The sequence below is a fragment of the Sinorhizobium sp. GQ132 genome (genome assembly GCF_059758575.1).
This window is the reverse complement of sequence record NZ_JCAXDX010000019.1, coordinates 25,646-42,925: the sequence shown is the minus strand read 5'-3', so window position 1 is coordinate 42,925 and position 17,280 is coordinate 25,646. Positions and strand designations below refer to the sequence as shown.

General features: G+C 62.8%; 18 protein-coding genes. 5 read left to right on the top strand and 13 right to left on the bottom strand.

Going from position 1 to position 17,280, the window contains the following annotated elements; translation table 11 throughout:
• The first annotated feature begins 1 nt into the window (after position 1).
• From AC6CIG_RS27880 to AC6CIG_RS27860, 5 genes are all read left to right on the top strand, one after another.
• The gene (locus AC6CIG_RS27880) at positions 2–949 is read left to right on the top strand and encodes a FliM/FliN family flagellar motor switch protein (protein ID WP_437407834.1); all 948 of its coding nucleotides are present in this window, start codon (positions 2–4) and stop codon (positions 947–949) included.
• 55 nt (positions 950–1,004) lie between these two features.
• Complete coding sequence (gene fliN, locus AC6CIG_RS27875; protein WP_437407835.1) at positions 1,005–1,577, top strand: flagellar motor switch protein FliN; 573 nt, start codon at positions 1,005–1,007, stop codon at positions 1,575–1,577.
• An 87-nt stretch (positions 1,578–1,664) separates the two neighbouring features.
• Positions 1,665–2,702, top strand: coding sequence for a flagellar motor switch protein FliG (fliG, locus tag AC6CIG_RS27870; protein WP_018094216.1), 1,038 nt, complete (start codon positions 1,665–1,667; stop codon positions 2,700–2,702).
• A 210-nt stretch (positions 2,703–2,912) separates the two neighbouring features.
• The gene (gene flhB / locus AC6CIG_RS27865) at positions 2,913–3,995 is read left to right on the top strand and encodes a flagellar biosynthesis protein FlhB (protein WP_018094215.1); all 1,083 of its coding nucleotides are present in this window, start codon (positions 2,913–2,915) and stop codon (positions 3,993–3,995) included.
• A 2-nt stretch (positions 3,996–3,997) separates the two neighbouring features.
• Positions 3,998–4,438 carry a BspJ family T4SS effector nucleomodulin gene (locus AC6CIG_RS27860; protein ID WP_033047238.1) on the top strand — a complete coding sequence of 147 codons (441 nt, stop codon included), beginning with the start codon at positions 3,998–4,000 and terminating at the stop codon, positions 4,436–4,438.
• Between the two features lie 55 nt (positions 4,439–4,493).
• Here the strand turns inward: AC6CIG_RS27860 and visR are convergent, their stop codons facing one another.
• The 13 genes from visR to AC6CIG_RS27795 form a co-directional block, all read right to left on the bottom strand.
• A complete protein-coding gene (gene visR / locus AC6CIG_RS27855; RefSeq protein WP_437407836.1) occupies positions 4,494–5,234 on the bottom strand; it encodes a transcriptional regulator VisR in 741 nt (246 codons plus the stop codon).
• A gap of 11 nt (positions 5,235–5,245) precedes the next feature.
• Positions 5,246–5,983, bottom strand: a complete 738-nt coding sequence (gene visN, locus AC6CIG_RS27850; protein WP_437407837.1) for a transcriptional regulator VisN — start codon at positions 5,981–5,983, stop codon at positions 5,246–5,248.
• An 825-nt stretch (positions 5,984–6,808) separates the two neighbouring features.
• Positions 6,809–8,482 carry a flagellar basal-body MS-ring/collar protein FliF gene (gene fliF / locus AC6CIG_RS27845; protein ID WP_437407838.1) on the bottom strand — a complete coding sequence of 558 codons (1,674 nt, stop codon included), beginning with the start codon at positions 8,480–8,482 and terminating at the stop codon, positions 6,809–6,811.
• Positions 8,483–8,802: 320 nt separating this feature from the next.
• The gene (gene cheT / locus AC6CIG_RS27840) at positions 8,803–9,177 is read right to left on the bottom strand and encodes a chemotaxis protein CheT (protein WP_127598117.1); all 375 of its coding nucleotides are present in this window, start codon (positions 9,175–9,177) and stop codon (positions 8,803–8,805) included.
• Between the two features lie 30 nt (positions 9,178–9,207).
• Positions 9,208–9,759: a chemoreceptor glutamine deamidase CheD gene (gene cheD, locus AC6CIG_RS27835; protein ID WP_018094208.1), complete on the bottom strand. Its 552-nt coding sequence runs from the start codon at positions 9,757–9,759 to the stop codon at positions 9,208–9,210.
• Entirely contained in the window at positions 9,756–10,145 is a 390-nt protein-coding gene (locus AC6CIG_RS27830) for a response regulator (RefSeq protein WP_003529938.1), read from the bottom strand. Before AC6CIG_RS27830 ends, cheD begins: the two co-directional genes overlap by 4 nt.
• Positions 10,145–11,194, bottom strand: coding sequence for a protein-glutamate methylesterase/protein-glutamine glutaminase (locus AC6CIG_RS27825; protein WP_275596779.1), 1,050 nt, complete (start codon positions 11,192–11,194; stop codon positions 10,145–10,147). The genes AC6CIG_RS27830 and AC6CIG_RS27825 overlap by 1 nt, the downstream gene beginning before the upstream one ends.
• The gene (gene cheR / locus AC6CIG_RS27820; RefSeq protein WP_018094206.1) at positions 11,191–12,099 is read right to left on the bottom strand and encodes a protein-glutamate O-methyltransferase CheR; all 909 of its coding nucleotides are present in this window, start codon (positions 12,097–12,099) and stop codon (positions 11,191–11,193) included. The genes AC6CIG_RS27825 and cheR overlap by 4 nt, the downstream gene beginning before the upstream one ends.
• A complete protein-coding gene (locus AC6CIG_RS27815) occupies positions 12,096–12,563 on the bottom strand; it encodes a chemotaxis protein CheW (RefSeq protein ID WP_437407840.1) in 468 nt (155 codons plus the stop codon). Before AC6CIG_RS27815 ends, cheR begins: the two co-directional genes overlap by 4 nt.
• Positions 12,564–12,568: 5 nt before the next feature.
• Entirely contained in the window at positions 12,569–14,845 is a 2,277-nt protein-coding gene (locus tag AC6CIG_RS27810) for a chemotaxis protein CheA (RefSeq protein ID WP_437407841.1), read from the bottom strand.
• A gap of 20 nt (positions 14,846–14,865) precedes the next feature.
• Positions 14,866–15,231 carry a response regulator gene (locus tag AC6CIG_RS27805; RefSeq protein ID WP_018094203.1) on the bottom strand — a complete coding sequence of 122 codons (366 nt, stop codon included), beginning with the start codon at positions 15,229–15,231 and terminating at the stop codon, positions 14,866–14,868.
• A 3-nt stretch (positions 15,232–15,234) separates the two neighbouring features.
• A complete protein-coding gene (locus AC6CIG_RS27800) occupies positions 15,235–15,528 on the bottom strand; it encodes an STAS domain-containing protein (RefSeq protein ID WP_018094202.1) in 294 nt (97 codons plus the stop codon).
• Positions 15,529–15,552: 24 nt separating this feature from the next.
• A complete protein-coding gene (locus AC6CIG_RS27795) occupies positions 15,553–17,154 on the bottom strand; it encodes a globin-coupled sensor protein (protein WP_437407842.1) in 1,602 nt (533 codons plus the stop codon).
• Positions 17,155–17,280 lie beyond the last annotated feature (126 nt).

The following is a 17,280-nucleotide window of genomic DNA, read 5'->3' as shown; positions in this document are numbered from 1 at the left end:
CATGAGCACAAGCACCGCATCGAACGTCCATGCATTCGACAGAAGGCTGATCGCGCGCATGACCGGCGCGCTCGGCGACGACAAGGCCATCGGCCGAACCGCACTCGAGCTTGCCCAGGTGTTCGACGAACTCCTGCCCGGTGTCCTGCAATCGGAGACCGGATGCGACGTCACGATCGCCTATGCGGGCTTCCGGACGGGGCTCCGCAACGAGCTCATCGCCGCTCTCGGAGACGGAGTCCTGCTCGGCGATCTCTCCCTGCGAAACTGGTGCGCGGACTTCCAGGTCGGCTGCGACAGTCCGGTTCTGATCGCACTTGTCGAGGCTCTGCTCGGGGCCGAACCGACGAGCATCGAGGAGCCGGCTCCACGCTCTCTGTCGAAGATCGAGATCGATGTCGCCTTGCCGGTGTTTCATGGCATCGCCGAGGTCCTGCGCACTGCAGTGAACGCGCCCGGCGGGTTCGAGCCCGTTGTCGGCCGTCCTTACAACAGCGCGGAACGGGCAAAGCCCGATCCAGTGCTTGAAGACGTCTTCGCAGCCTCGATCGACATGACCATAGGCCTCGGGCCGGTGCTCTCCACTTTCTCGGTCATCGTCCCGCAAAGCACGCTCCTCAAGACCCGCATCATCTTTCGGAAGGGTGCCGGCGAGGACCGGAACGCGAAAACCGAATGGACGGAACAGCTGGAGGAGCAGGTCCGCCGATCGGCCGTCGCGCTCGAGGCACGCATCCGGTTGGAAAGCCTGACGCTCGACACTCTCAGCCGCCTGCAGCCCGGGGATGTCATCCCTTTTCACGACGGGCAGGATGTCCGCGTGGAGGTGAGCGCCAACGGGCGCGACCTCTATGTCTGCGAGTTCGGCCGTTCGGGTTCGCGATATACGGTCCGGGTCAAGGATACCCACGGCTCCGAGCAGGACATCCTTCGCCACATCATGAGTTAATCCTCCCTCGCCTGGCAGAATGCCTGAGGCAAGCTTCAACTGGAATATTCGGCACATGGCACCCAAGAAAGCAGCACCCATCGCAGAACCGGCCGCATTCGCGGCAGACGCCGAGCTCGACCAGGCGATCGACGACCTGCGCGGCGTTCTCAAGAAGGACGGCGAGGCTGACTTCGGCGCCGATTTCGCCGCCGCCGGGCCGCTCGAACAGCCCATGGATTTCGGCAGCGACTTCGGTTCCGCCGACAGCGCTGGATTCGGCGGGGATTTCGGCGCCGACGTCACGGAATCCGCCTTCAGCGCGGACTCCGGGGTTGCCGGCGGGGATTTCGATTCGGCACCGGCCGCCGCTGAAACAGCGCCCGGCAGCGGAATGAACGCCAATATGGACCTGATCATGGACATCCCGATCGATGTCCAGATCGTACTCGGGACCAGCCGCATGCAGGTCTCCGGTCTCATGGCGCTCACCGAGGGCGCAACGATCGCGCTCGACCGCAAGATCGGCGAACCCGTGGAGATCATGGTCAACGGCCGGGTGATAGGCCGCGGAGAAATCACCGTTCTCGAGGGCGATGTGACCCGCTTCGGCGTCAAGCTCCTGGAGATCAAAGGCAGCAGGAAATAGTGCGGGATGAGGAAAGGTGTAAGCGGCTTTCCGCCCGCATCCCGTTTCAACTCACTTGGAGCCCGATGACCGGGCGGGGATGAATCCATGACGGATTTCGGAAGTTTCGAGGCACAGGCTCAGGCGCTCGCACAACCGCTGAGCCAGACGGAAAAGGCGGCGGCGGTGCTGCTCGCAATGGGCAAGTCGATTGCCGGGAATCTGTTGAAATTCTTCACCCAGAGCGAGCTGCAGGCCATCATCGCCGCGGCACAGTCGCTCAGAGCCGTGCCGCCGCACGAACTGGAAGCGCTCGTCAACGAGTTCGAGGATCTCTTCACCGAAGGTGCAGGCCTCATGGACAATGCCAAGGCCATTGAGAGCATTCTGGAAGAGGGCCTGACGCCCGACGAGGTGGACGGCCTCCTCGGCCGCCGCGCCACCTTCCAGTCCTACGAGGCGAGCATCTGGGACCGGCTGATGGATTGCGATCCTGCGATCATCGCGCAATTGCTCGCCCGGGAACATCCGCAGACGATCGCCTATGTTCTGTCGATGATGCCGTCGAGCTTCGGCGCCAAGGTGCTGCTGCAGCTGTCCGACAAGCAGCGGCCCGAGATTCTCAACCGTGCCGTCAACATCAAGAACGTCAACCCGAAGGCGGCGGCAATCATCGAGGCGCGGGTGATCGAAATCATCGAAGAGATGGAGGCCGAGCGCAACTCGCCCGGCCCGGCGAAGATCGCCGAAGTGATGAACGAGCTCGATAAGCCGCAGGTGGACACGCTGCTCGCCTCGCTCGAAACGATCAGCACCGATTCGGTCAAGAAGGTCCGGCCGAAGATATTCCTCTTCGACGACATCCTTTTCATGCCGCAGCGCAGCCGCGTGCAGCTCTTCAACGACGTCTCCACCGACGTCATCACCATGGCGCTCAGAGGTTCTGCTGCGGAGTTGCGCGAGTCTATTCTCGCCTCCATCGGCGCCCGCCAGCGGCGCATGATCGAATCGGACCTCGCCGCCGGCGATGCCGGCATCAATCCCCGCGATATCGCGATCGCGAGGCGCTCGATCACGCAGGAGGCGATTCGCCTCTCCGCAAGCGGGCAGCTCGAGCTCAAGGAAAAGGAAGCGGAGGCCGCCTGACGCTTCCGGCCTGCCGATCAATCGCGTTTCGTTTCCGATTTCTGTTGACCCGCGCGGGCTGCCGCACACCCGCACTTGCGCAGGGGCCTGTCCGGGTTCACCACAACAGCGAGCGCTTGCATCTGCTGCCACGATTCCCTCGCGAATTCGGGTCGAGGGGTAACCGCAAGCGTCGTTCACATTGTCGCCTGCTGAGGAGCTTGCTGTTTCATGGCGGAAGAGCAGGACAAGGACAGTAAAACAGAAGCGCCGTCGGAAAAGAAGATTTCCGACGCGACCGAGAAAGGCAACGTCCCCTTCTCGCGTGAGGTGACCGCTTTCGCCTCGACGCTGGCGATCTACATTTTCGTCGTCTTTTTTCTTTCGGACGGCGCGGCAAACATGGCCGAGGCGCTGAAGGACATTTTCGAGCAGCCGGAAGCCTGGCGCCTCGACACCGCAACCGACGCCGTCGCCCTGATTTCGCATGTCGTTCTGAAATGCGCCGCGCTGGTTCTGCCGGTTTTCATCCTGCTCATCCTCTTCGGCGTCGGGTCGTCGATCTTCCAGAACCTGCCGCGGCCGGTCCTCGACCGCATCCAGCCGAAATGGAACCGGGTATCGCCCGTGGCCGGTTTCAAACGGATCTACGGCGTTCAGGGGCTGGTGGAGTTCGGCAAGTCGCTGTTCAAGATCATCGTCGTTTCGATCGTCGTCGTCCTCGTGCTCTGGAACGATTATTTCGCCACGCTCGACATGATGTTCTCCGATCCGGTGACGATCTTCACGACGATGATCTCCGACCTCAAGCAGATCATCATCGTCGTTCTCTTCGCCACCGCGACGCTCGCCATCGTCGATCTCTTCTGGACGCGCCATCACTGGTACACGGAGCTCAGGATGACGAAGCAGGAGGTCAAGGACGAGCTGAAGCAATCGCAGGGCGACCCGATCGTCAAATCGCGGCTCAGATCGATGCAGCGCGACCGCGCCCGCAAGAGGATGATCTCCTCGGTTCCGCGCGCAACCCTGATCATCGCCAACCCGACCCACTATGCCGTAGCACTGCGCTATGTGCGCGAGGAGAGTGACGCGCCGGTCGTCGTGGCCATGGGAAAGGACCTGGTGGCCCTGAAGATTCGCGAAATTGCGGAGAAGAACGGCATCCCCGTCTTCGAAGATCCGCCGCTTGCACGCTCCATGTTTGCACAAGTCTCGGTGGATAGTGTCATTCCACCGGTGTTTTACAAGGCAGTCGCCGAACTGATTCACCGGGTTTATGCAGCTCAGCCGCAACAAAGACGGGTGACATGATCTTGAAAAAGTGCCAATTCTCCGAAGAACGAGAACAGATAGTTGCGGAGGCGATCCGTCCGGTTGCGACCGAATTGCGCCTCATCGATGCTGCGGATTTCATCGCGCTCCTGCGCTTCGAGTCCTATGCGAGCATCGCCGATTTGGTGGAATCGGCGGCAGAGCTCTATTTCCTGCCCGGTACCGTGAACTTCGGCCTCGGCGGCAACTATAATCTCGACTGGGACAGTCGCCCGGAGGTTATCCTCGACCTCGAACTGAAGCCCCGCGGCGTGACGGTCTATGCGCGACTCGTGCTCGCGGGCGATACGGCCGGCATCGAGATCAGCCACATCAACTTTCAACAGTCCTCCGGCAATCCGGACGAGAACACGGCCTTTCTCGCCAAGAGCCTGGCAGAGGCGAAGTTCGTCAAAACCTATCCGCTGCCGCTGGCGAGTTGAGGAAATCGAACAGGCCGCCGCGGGAATTCCGGATCTCGACAGGCCTTAGCGATGGCTAGCTGATATAGCCAAGGCGGATCGCCTTGGCTATCGCCTGGATCCGGTTGACGGAGTCGAGCTTCGTCGTCGCGGCCCCGAGATAGGCATTCACCGTATGTATCGAGAGGCCCATCTTGTCGGCGATCTCCTCGCTGATATGTCCGTCGCCGGCCATTTGCAGGCAGGCGATCTCGCGATCGCTCAAAGCTTCGGTCTTGAACAGGCGCTTCTCGTCGGCGGCCAGGAGGTCTGTCATGATCTGCGCGCTGCGGCCGTGCAGCTCGACGATCTGTTCGCCCGAAACATCGAGGTAGCTGCCGGCGAAAATCACGTAGCCGTTGCCCTGCGCGCCGAGCCTTATCGGAAAGGCGATGCCCGAATAGGAAAGCTTGCGCTCTCTCAGCCGGCGCGTGAAGGGGGCGAAATCCGAGGCTTCGGCGGTCTGATGCTCGCCCTGACCGTTCCAGAGCACCGGCAGCAGGGAAAGATCGAGATGCTGGAGCAACTCGTCGCCGTAGAGAATAATCAGATCACGCGCGTTTTCCTCGCAAGCGGCTCCCCAGTTGTGGAGGACGCAGGTGAGCTTACGCGTTCCGGGGACGCCCCTGCCATTCGTTCGCAGAACGGCGAAATTCTTGGCGTTGATCTGCCGTTGCATGGCCTGCAAGCGCGTCACCAGCGTCGCCGCCCGCGCCGCGCGGACGTTGCGACCCGACCGGCCGGCGTCGTCGCGATCCTGCGTCACGAGATAAGCCATCGTCACCGCTCCTAAACCAGATTGTTGCGCACGGCGTGGGCGATCGCTTCCGACCGCGTTCGCGTCGCCGTCTTGCGCATTACACTGGTGATGTAGTTGTTGATCGTGTTGCGGGAGATCCCGAGTATGACGGCGATCTCATCGCTCGTCTTGCCTTCGGCAATCCAGAACAGACATTCGAGCTCGCGCTCGGTCAGTTCGCATTCCCGGTCGTGGCGCACATCGGCCTTGATCTTGTGACTGGCGACATAGCCGGCAAGCACCGCGATGTCGCGCAGCGCCTCCTGGGAGAGGATCACGTCCTCGGGGAAGAGCAGCATCAAGGAGAACCGCGTGCGCCCTACGCTGAAGGTCACGGCGCAATAGCTCCGGCTGACCCCGCGCGGCAAACCGATATCGTCGGGCATCGTATGGAAGGCCGGCTGCAGTTGGGCGAGGCACTTTTCCAGTTCGGTGCTCTTCGCATGGAGCCCGGCGATAATGCCCGAAAGACGCCGAACGATGTCGAACGGCCAGTCGGAACAGACGACAAAATCAAGTCCGCCGTCCTGCGAAACATCCTGCCGGGCGAGAAGGTAATGGGTTGCGCCGACATATTCCGTCAGCGCCGCCAATCCGTTGCCGAGTCCGGTGCCCGAGGCCACTTCCCCAAGCCTTCGGATCAGTTGCTCCCTTGATATTTTGCGTCCACAAACCCGCGGAGCAGCGGTCTCCGAAGACCAGACTGCGTCCGACCGCGACATTTCCATAACACTCAGCCCCCGTGCCGGATTCGACGCCCTGGAATGTCACGCTTGCCCTGTCGTCCCCGACAGCCGGCTTCGCCGGTATTCTTGCCACCAAGCGAGCATCAGGACGCGAATCAATTGCTAAACTGTACATCGCTGCCCCCAAAAAGACAGGGCGTCCTGTTGCGCGATTACTTGCCAACCTTGCCTTGAGCCATTCACGTATGCGTGAGCCGGTGGGCGGCCGGTCACGCTTCCACTCCGACCGCTTCTCTAATCAAGATGTTGATAATAAACGCTATCCTGCGATCGTTGTTTGTGGCTGCGCGGTTGAAAATCCGTGACATAGGACGGGAGCTCGCCCTGTCGTTGCAGGTCGGTAGCTTTCGGGACGCCTCAACTGTTCATCCAAGACTTACTTTAAGCCGGGGAATGTTGCCGAAATGCATCAAATCCTGGCGGGCCCAATGACAGCAACGCCGGGAATGCGGAAAGTCTGTGCTTGAAATTATATTCCGCCTTTTCGAATATATATTTCAATACTCCTCCGGATCCCGCAAACAACGCGGAGTAACTGGCTGCGCGAGCCGCAGCACGGAGAGCGGCGTGCGAATCTAAATTAATTAAAAATTGGTTTAAATTTGCCGACGGCCATCTGACGGAGTCCATGACGAGGGGCGGATTCTTTGGCCGGACTCCCCCGTGTCGTCGCCAGCCGGAGCTAGACTCGCCAATACTCTCGGAAGGCCCTTGCGCCGGCGCGGGCCGGATTGAGGCGCGCGCAATAGGCAAAGTCCCGCCTGTTGGGCGGGACTTCGTTCCAGTTCAGGTTTCCGCCGGCATTTTTCACGCCGCCCGATCGACCGCCCATTTTCGCAGGATCTTCGCCGCCCGCTCTTCGCTGATCTCGACCATCCGGGCGAGACGCCGCTCCGGCCCTTCCTTGACGCGGCGGTTGAAGCCCGCCTCGTCGCCGAGATTGAGCAGATCGTCGCCGCCGTCGAAGCCGAAATCGGAGCCGAACCCCTCCATGAGGGCACCCCCTGCGCCGGCGCCGGCGGGCGAGAAGTCCGGCAGTTCGAGCCCGGCGGCTTCGCCTTCAAGCTTGCCCGCCTGGCCGCCGAAGCCCAGCTGGCGCGCAAGCGGCCGCATCCCGAACCACACGACCAGGAAAGCGACTGCGACGAAGGCGAGCGCGTTGATGATGCCGCCGAGGTTGCGCGTCAGCATTTCCATGATCCCCGGACCCGGCACCGCCTGGTCGAGGAGCTGTGTCTCCACGAAATCCATGGCGTTCAACGTCACGACGTCGCCGCGGCCCGGATCTATCCCGGCGGCAGAGGAAACGATCTTCTGCATCTCCTGCAGATAGGCATCGATCTTCGCCTGATCCGCGGGTTCGCCAGCCATGGCCGCGAGGCGCCCGCGATTGACGACGACCGCGATCGACAGCCGCTCGATCGAATAGCTGTTCTTGACGGTGGCGATCGTCTTGCTGTTGATCTCGTAATTCGTCTGCTCTTCCTTCTTCTCCGCCTCGTCGCTCGACTGCTGACCGGCTCCGCCGCGCGGGGCGGCCTGGGGGACGTTCTGCTGGACCGTCGCGGCATTGTCCGGCTGCTGCTGGCTGGACTTCTGCTCTTCCTTGATCACGCGCGTCGAGCGCTCGACGCGCGATTCCGGATCGAAGACCGTCTCCTGAATCTGCTGCGCATCGGTGTTGAGCCTGGCGGTGACGCTGGTGCGGAAATTGTCCATCCCGAGGAATGGCGCCAGCGCATTGTCGATCTTCTTTTCGAGATCGGACTGAACGTTCTGGACGACGCCGAGTGACTGATTGAGCGCGCTGTTCGACGGGTCGTCGCCGGATGCGAGCAGTTGGCCGGTCGAATCGAGGACGGTGACGTCGTCGACATCGAGGCCCGGCACGGACGACGCGACCAGATGCCGGATGGAGGACGCGGCGCCGCGGCCGACCGTGGCGCTTGCCCGTATCATGACCGAGGCCGTCGGCGTCTGCTCGGCCTTGCGGAAGCTGCCGCGCTCCGGCATGACGATGTGGACGCGTGCGGCGGCGATGCCGGAGATCTGCTGGATCGTGCGGGCGATTTCGCCCTCGAGCGCCCGAACGCGGGTCACTTCCTGCATGAAGGACGTGAGCCCGAGCGAACCGACATTGTCGAAGAGCTCGTAACCGGCATTGGCGCTGCTCGGCAGGCCGCGCTCGGCAAGCAGCAGACGGGCCTTGCCGGTCATGCCCACGGGCACCTGGATGCTGCCGCCGTCGGTGCCGACTTCGAAATCGACGTTGGCCTCTGCAAGCGCAATGCTGATCTGGGTGACGTCGCTGCGTTCGAGGCCGACATAGAGCGTCTCGAAGGACGGCCGGTTCACATAGATACCGGCACCGAGGATGAAGCCGATCGCCACGACGCCGGCCACGGCAAGCGCGATGAGCTTTCCTTGTCCGAGATCGCTCAGATTTTTCGTGAACATCGAGAATTGATCGAACAGATTCATTCTGTTTCCGCACCCAGTATCGCAAGGCACCCGCTCCAATTTATCCGGTCGGTACCCTGCGCAGATCCAACATTCGGGTTTGCTGGAAAACGGCTTGCGCTCAGCCGTTCTGCATTAGCCGCGAATCTACCAGCCCCGGAAGCGAAGCTAGGACACGAAACTTGCGCGAACTTGGCGAAAGGTCAGGTATCGGCGAACTGTCGCGCAACGCACCGTCCCGATCGCGCGGCGGCCCTCGTCCGCCAGTCGGGAGAGGGTTAGCCCTCGGGTTAAACCGGGTGCGACCCGAAGGAAGGGGCACTCCTCTGCGACGACGCCCCTCAGAAGGCCTCGAAATCGCCGGCCGCCTTGGTCAGCGGCTGCGAATGCCCATGCCGGAGAATGCCGCTGCCGAGCGCCTTCTTCATGTCGGCAAGCTTGACGAGGCTGACTGCGGTGGTGACGTCGACCAGGCAGGTGTCGGGAATGGAGGCGGTGATGGTATCGATGAACTCGGCGAGCCCGCGCGTCTTCTGCACCGCAAGGTCGATGCCCTGCAGCACCATGATCCTGTCCGCGCCGGCGCCGTCATCGCTCATGAGTTGAGGCTCTATACGCTCGATCAGATAAGCGACATCGTGGAGTTCCGTGACGACGCGCATCAGCACGTCCGGCAGAGATTCTTCCGCGTGAGGCTGGTTGTGGTCTTTCTGCATTGTTTCCTCACGTGGCCTCGGCCGGTATGATCAGAAGAATTCGATGGAGCTTTCGGCCGGCTTCGGCACGGCGGGCCGCTGGTCCATCTGAAGCGCCCGCTGTGCCTCCACGCCGGTCAGCGCATATTGCCGCGCGCGCCCTGACGACGGCCAGTATTCGAGCTTACGCCCGTGGTCGCCGCCGGTGCTTTCGCCGACGATGCGGATACCCTCGTCCATCAGGAACTGGCGCGCGAAGGCGGCATTCTGCTCGCCGACGTTCGAGAAACGCGCAATCGTCCTGGCTCCGCCGAAGATCTTCGCCTCCAGCCGGTCGCGGCGCGCGCCCTGCTTCAGGAGGCCGTTGATGAGAAGCTCCATCAGGTGCACGCCGTAGCGCGTGGCGTCCGCGCCGGAACTCGGCGAGGTCGCCGATCCCGGCAGCAGGAAGTGATTCATGCCGCCGACGCCGGCCACCGGATCGCGCATGCAGGCGGCCACGCAGGAGCCGAGAATGGTCGAAAGCACGATATCCGGATCGTTGACGACCTTGAACTCGCCCTGAATGACATGAACGCGCCTGCCGGCAGCCTCGGTGTTCATTTCAGCGCCCCGAACACGGCCTCGATCGCGGCTTTCATCTTTTCGATCGTGAACGGCTTGGCCAGCACGTTGTTGGCGCCGAGCGCAGCCGCCTTCTGCACCAGCGCGCGGTCGCCCTGTGCCGTGAGGATGATGAAGGCCGCCTTCTTCGTGGCCGGGTTCGCACGCACCGCCTGGAGCAGGCCGAGCCCATCCATTTTCGGCATGTTGAAATCGGAGATGACCAGATGATGGGGATTCTGAGCCATGATCTTCATGCCCTGTTCCCCGTCACCGGCTGCGGTGATCTGCTTGAAGCCGAGCTGCTGCAGTGCGTCGCCCAAGAGCAGACGACTCGTGACCTGATCGTCGACGATCAGAACTTTTATCTTTTCGGCGAGAGACATTATTCGATTCCTTCTTTTCGGGCTGCCGCCGTCTTCAAAATCTCCTCCCCGATTGATCCGAGAGGGAGCTGCGTTTCGACCGCGCCCAATTCATAGGCGACGCGCGGCATGCCGTAGACGACACAGGTCTTTTCGTTCTGACCGAAGGTGCGTGCCCCGGCATGCCGCAATTTCAGAAGACCGGCGGCGCCATCGCGGCCCATTCCGGTAAGAATCACCCCGATGGCGTTGCGTCCCGCCAGTTCGGCGACGGAACCGAACAGCACGTCGACCGAGGGTCGATGTCCGTTGACCGCCGGCTGATCCACCAGTCGGCAGCAGGGCGCGGCGGCATTATGCACCTCAAGATGCCGTTCGCCGCCGGGCGCCAGGTAGACCTTTCCGACCTCGAGCCGCGCGCCATCCGTCGCCTCCTGGACCGTCGGGGCGCAAAGCCGGTTCAGCCGTTCGGCAAAGCTCTTCGTGAAGGTGTGCGGCATGTGCTGCGTGATCACCGTCGGCGGGCAATTCGCCGGGAACTTCTGCAGGACCGTGATCAGAGCCTCGACCCCGCCGGTCGAAGCTCCCATCGCGACGATCTTGCGCCCTGCCCTGTAGTCGGAAACGGCTGTCACCGCCGGCGCAGCCGCCCTGTTGCTGGTGATCATGGACTTGCGCTGCGAACGCGCGGCCGCCTTGACCTTGTCGGCGAGATCGCGGAACGGATGCGGATCCCCTTGCTGCGGCTTGCCGACGCAGTCGAAGGCGCCGATCTCGAGCGCGGCGATCGTCGCTTCCGCGCCCCTATGCGTCAGCGTCGAGACCATGATCACCGGCATGGGCCTCAGCCGCATGATCTTGTCGAGGAATTCGAGGCCGTTCATATTCGGCATCTCGATGTCGAGGGTCACGACATCGGGGTCGAGCTGCTTGATCGCCTGGCGCGCCTCGAGCGCGTCGGCAGCCTGACCGACGACCGTAATGTCCGGATCGGCATTGAGCACGGCGGAGATGAGGCCGCGCATGGTGGCCGAGTCGTCGACGACGAGAACACGTGCGGGAGTGCTCATGCCCGACCTCCGTGGAACTTGCCGGTGTGGCGATAGGTCGTGATGCCGATATTGTCGAAGAGCGCCTTTGCATCCCCCGACACGCGTTCCGAGTGGCCGATATAGAGGTGCCCGCCATTGTCCAGCACGCCGGCGAAGCGCGACCAGATCTTCATCTGCGTCGGCTCGTCGAAATAGATCACGACATTGCGGCAGAAGATCACGTCGAACGGCCCCTTGATCGGCCACTGCGCCATCAGGTTGAGTTCGTTGAAGGTGATCAGCCGCTTGACGCGATCGTCGACCTGCCATTTGCGGCGACCGCCGATTTCAACCTCGCTGAACCATTGCTTGCGCATGGCAGGGTTCACCGTCTCGATCGCCGTCGCGTCGTAGGCGCCGGCCCGCGCCAGCGCCAGGATCTTCGGATCGATATCGGTCGCGAGGATGCGAAAGTCGTAGTCCGCGGCATTGGGCAGCAGCGACAACACCGTCAGCGCCATCGAATAGGGCTCCTGGCCATCCGAACACGCCGCAGACCAGATGCGAACGCGGCCGCCGTTCTTCGCGCGGGCGATGAGACCCGGCAAAACGTCTGTTTTCAGGTGCTCGAAATGATGGTTTTCGCGGAAAAAGCGGGTGAAATTCGTCGTGAGATGCGAAAGCATGTCGCGGCGTGCCGCCGCGCCGGCAGGCGAAGCGACGAGCTGGCAGTACTCGCGGAACCCCTTCAGTCCGAGATTGCGAATATGCTTCGAAAGCCGCGAATAGACGAGCGATGCCTTCGATTCGTTGAGATAGATGCCGGCATCCGCGTAGATCATGGCGGCGATCTCGGTAAGATCGCGGCGGGTCAGCGGATATTCTCCGCTCGCGAGACATTCGTCCGGATACGGACTCTGATCGATGTTGGCCCGCACGCTCATGCCGCCTCCCTTTCCTCGCTCGGGAAGACCGAGTCGAGCTCTACGAGGCAGATCATGCGCCCCTCTATCGCCAACACGCCGCGTGCGAAACTCCGCTCGAAATCGGACGCGATGTCCGGTGTCGGCTGAATATCGCGGTCGGAGACGGTGAGAATGTCGGAAACGGCGTCGACCAGCAGGCCGACCACCCTGCTCTTGACCTGCGCGACGATGATCACGTGCCGAACCGTCGGCTCGGCCGCCTTCATGCCTAGCCGGGCGGAGAAATCGACGATCGGCAGCACGGCGCCGCGCAGATTGATGACGCCGAGCACGCAGGGGGGCGCATGCGGCATGGGGGTCGCCGGCGTCCATCCGCGAATTTCGCGCACCGACATGATGTTGACGCAGAATTCCTGGTCGCCGACGCGAAAGGCGATCAGCTCCCGTCCCGCACTGGTCAGATGTTTTGCGGCATTGGTCATGGGGATTATCCGGCGGCAGCAAGAGACATTTCGGGTTTCAGGGATTGCCCGCGCGACGCAGCAACGATGGCGTCGACATCGAGGATGAGTGCCACGCGCCCGTCGCCGAGAATGGTCGCCGCGGCGATGCCGGGCACATGCGTGTAGTTGGCTTCGAGGCTCTTGATAACCACCTGGCGCTGGCCCTGGATGGCATCGACCATCAGGGCGCGCTGGCCGCCGCCTTCGGATTCGACGAGAAGCGCCACACCTTCGACCGGGTTGGCCTGGGCCCCGCGAAAGTTCAGGATGCGGCCCACGTCCACCAGCGGGCAGAAGGAGTCGCGGATCGAGATCAGCCGCTGGCTGGAACCGAAGCTGTGGATCGCGGAGGCCTCCGGCTGCAGCGTCTCGACGATTGCCGTCAGCGGCACGACGAGCGTCTGGTTGGCGACAGTCACCACCATGCCGTCGAGGACGGCGAGCGTCAGCGGCAGGCTCATGGTGAAGATCGAGCCCTGGCCCGGCTTCGAAGAGATGTTGATGCGTCCGCCGAGTGCCTGGATGGAGCGCTTGACGACATCCATGCCGACACCGCGGCCGGAAATGTCGGAGATCTTGTCGGCCGTGGAGAAACCCGCGTGGAAGATCAGGTTGTCGACCTCCTCGTCCGAAAGGTTTGCGTCCGCGGCAATGAGATCGTTGTCGATCGCCTTCTGGCGCACCTTCTCGCGATTGATGCCGGCGCCGTCGTCTGCAAGCTCGATGACGATGCGGCCGGAACGGTGCTTGGCCGTGAGCCGCACCGTTCCTTCCGGGTTCTTGCCCGCGGCAACCCGTTTTTCCGGCGTCTCGAGACCGTGATCGACCGCGTTGCGGATCATGTGCGTGAGCGGCTCGGCGAGCTTGTCGATGACCGTCTTGTCGACTTCCGTATTTTCACCCTCGGTGATGAGACGGACGGACTTGCCGGTCATGTCGGCGATTTCGCGAACGATGCGGGACATGCGCTGGAAGACCGGCTTGACCGGCTGCGCGCGGATCGCCATGACGCTGTCCTGGATTTCGCGCGTAAGCTGCTGCAGTTCCTCCAGGCCCATATTGATCGACGACGTGCCGTTGGTGTCGTTTTCGATCACGCTCTGCGACAGCATCGCCTGGTTGATGACGAGTTCGCCGACGAGATTGATCAGGCGGTCGACCCGATCGAGATCGACGCGAATGGTCGGGGTTGCGGCGGAAGCGGCCTGCTGGGCGGCAGCCTGTGCCGCCGATGCCGATTGGGAAGTGCGCGCATTCTCCGGGGAGACGCGCGCCGTGGACTGCGCCATTTGCAGGACGTTGCTCGCCGTCTGCGCCGCCGCGACGGCCGCATTCCGGGGGTCGCCCTCGCTGGTGGCGGCCCGGTCCTCTTGCCCGGCAGGCGCCTGGGCTTCCTCCTCGAGGATCGAAAGGTCGAAGGGGACGGGCTGCATCGGCAGGTCCTCGTCCATCCCGACCGTACCGCCGGCGAGCGCGACGTCGAGGTCGCAATCCCACTCTGCGAATTCGAACACGGAGCGGATCGCCTCTTCGCCCTGGTCGGTCTTCAGCGAAACCTTCCAGGAGAAATAGGCCTCCTCCGGATTCATCCGGTCCAGCGGCGGCAGAGTGTCCATGTCGCAATGGATGCTCATTTCGCCGAGGCGGGAGAGATCGCGCAGGAGCAGCGTGGCGTCGTTGCCCTTGGAATAAAGATCCGACTTGGGCTTGAAGACGATCTCATAGGTGGACGGTTCGATCGTCGGCTCGTCGCCTGTCTCGAAATCGTCGAAGGAGAAGGCAACCGGCTGGAAGCCTTCCTCGTTGACGGCCGGAGCAGCCGGGGCAATGGCGGCCGGCGCCGTCTTCGGCGCGGATTCGGCGGCGGCTTGCGGCAATTCGCCGTTGGCGAGCGCTTCGAGTTCCTTGATCAGTTGCCGGCTGCGCGCCTCGTCGACGCCGCCGCCGTCACGGGCGGCGTTGGTGAGATCGGCAAGCACGTCCGCCGATCTCAGCATGACTTTCAGAACGTCCTGATTGGGTTCCAGCCTGTTGGATCGAACGCAATCGAGCGTCGTCTCGAACACATGCGCGAAGGAGACGAGATCGTCGAGCCCGAAGGCGCCGGCGCCACCCTTGATGGAATGGACCGCACGGAAAACGGCATTCACCGTTTCCGGATCGCGATCGCCGTCATTGAGCTTGAGGAGACCCGATTCCAGTTCCGCGAGTTGCTCCTCGCATTCCTGGAAGAAAATCTCTTTGATTTCGTTCATGTCCATTGGATGGCTGTCCCCGGAATTCAGGCCGTTACGCGCTCGATGGCATCGATCAGCTTGGTCGGGTCGAACGGTTTGACGATCCAGCCGGTGGCGCCCGCCTGCCGCGCACGGTTCTTCTTGTCCGCATCGCTCTCGGTGGTCAGCACGAGGATCGGCACCGCACGGTAGCGATCGTTCTTGCGCACACCCTCGATGAAGCCGAAGCCGTCGAGGCGCGGCATGTTGATGTCCGTTACGATGACGTCGGGGTTGGCCGTGTCGAGCTTCTCGAGGCCCTCGACGCCATCCTCCGCCTGGATCGTTTCGAATCCGGCATTGTTGAGGGTGACGAGAAGCATGTTCCGGATCGTCCGGGAATCGTCGACAGTCAGGACTCTCTTCTTCATTGCTCAAATCTCCTTTGCCATCAGGGGACCGATGTCCGCCCCGATGAGCTGTGTCGTCTTGATGAAAGCGTCGGACACCTCGGCAAAGGTGAAAGACAGGCGATCCGCTTCCCAGCTTCTCGCGGCGGCCATGAGCACCTGGACACAAAGCGCCCCGACGCGCTCGACGGCGGACGCGTCGATCGCCACGGCGCCGCCTTTCAGTGCCAGGAGCCTTTCATGCAGCACCGTTGCCTCGTTCAGGTCCAATACCGGAGCGAGCTTCAGCGTGTTTCGTGCGGAGTTTCTGCTGGCCATTTTTCCCTCGCTTGACATGCCCTGCTAACGCCGCCATCCGGCCAGATGACGTTCGGAAGTGACTTCGACGAACGGGCTCGTGGTCTCGTCTTCCGGCGCTTCTATGCTCATCCGCGGGGCGAAGCTCGCGGCCGATCTCGCCTGACGGTCGAGATGAAAGCGACGGACGGTCTCGCCCAGCTCCACGATGACACCGTGAAGATCGTCGGCCGACGCGAGTGCCGCGCCCCCGAGTGCGGCGCTTCGGTTCATCGCCCGCGCGATCCCGCCGATCTCCGAGGTTGCGGAGGCAAGATCGCTCACCTGACATTCCGCCTCGCGGGCAATGCCGGTGACGGCCTCGTTTATGGAGATTACCTGTTCGGCGATGCTGCTGATCGCGTGCTGTGTCCGGCCGACGATCTCGACGCCGGCCACGACCTGGCCCTTGGTTCCGGTCACGAGCTGCTTGATCTCGCGCGCCGCTTCGCCGGAGCGTTGCGCGAGCGCACGCACCTCCTGTGCGACGACCGCGAAACCGCGGCCGCTTTCGCCCGCCCGTGCGGCCTCGATACCTGCGTTGAGGGCCAGGAGGTTGGTCTGGAAGGCGATCTCGTCGATCACGCCGATGATCTGACCGATCTTCTCGGCGGAAGCCTCGATGTCCGCCATGGCAGAGATCGCCTGACCGGCGATCTCGCCGCTGCGTTCCACGGCGATCCGCGTCTCGCCTGCCTTGGTCTCGGTCTCGGCGATCCGGATCGATCCGGTGCGAATCCGCTCGGTTACGGTGTCGAGGCTCACGAGATGCTGGTCGATGGCTTTCGCTTCTGCGCCGGCATTGCCCGAGAATTCGGCGGCACTGCCGCGCAGCTCCGAGACGATGGCCTCGGCCGCCGTGGCGCGTTTATCGGCCGCAAGCAGCGCATCCCTGATCTGGTCCAATGCCGTGTTGAGGCCTGCCACGATCGGCTGGTAGGTATCCGGCGCATCTTCCGGAAGACGCGCAGTCAGGTCGCCCTCCCCGAGAGCCCGAAGAAAATCCGAGAAGAGTGTCTTCAACTCGCTTTCGTCGTCCCGACGCTGCTCCGAAAGCTGCCGCTGGTGCTGCTGGCGCAGCGCGTTGAAACGCAGCGAGACTGCAATCTCCGTATCGACGAAGGCAGTGCGCACGAGAGCGGCGACGAGATCGCGGAGTTCTTGCCTGCGTGCCTTGCCGAGGGAGAGGATCGATTTCGGCCAGGCATCCTCGATCGCACCGAGAATAAGGTGCTCGAGCACGATCGCATGACTTGCGATCTGCCAGCGCGGGTCGAGACCCATGCGGCTTTCGGTATCGGCGAGGACCTTTACGCGCTCCGCATAAAGTCCGTCGAAACGCGCATCCGTGAGCACGTTCCAGTGTGACGACTGCAGGTCGTGAAGCCGATCGATCTGGCGATCGCTGTCGAAGCGGCGCGCCGCATTGGGATTGCTCTGCAGACGGTGCGAAAAATCACGAAGCGCAAGCTCGATGCGTGGCGAAAGAGCCTGGCGGTGATCGCGCAGCAGCGCGGAGGCATCCTCGTCGAGACCGGCAAAGCGGAGGCGTTCCAGCAGGCTGCCCGCCTGGCCCTTTCTCGCCTGTTCTGACGCTTCCTGTTTCACCCTGGTCCCCGGCTGCTGATGCGTCCCGCATTCGAAATCTGCTGGGGAGTGTCGCCGCCGGCGGCCGGTCACGCCCACCCGATAGAGCAGCGCGCCCGGAAGCGCCCGCCATCGTCCGTCCCACAG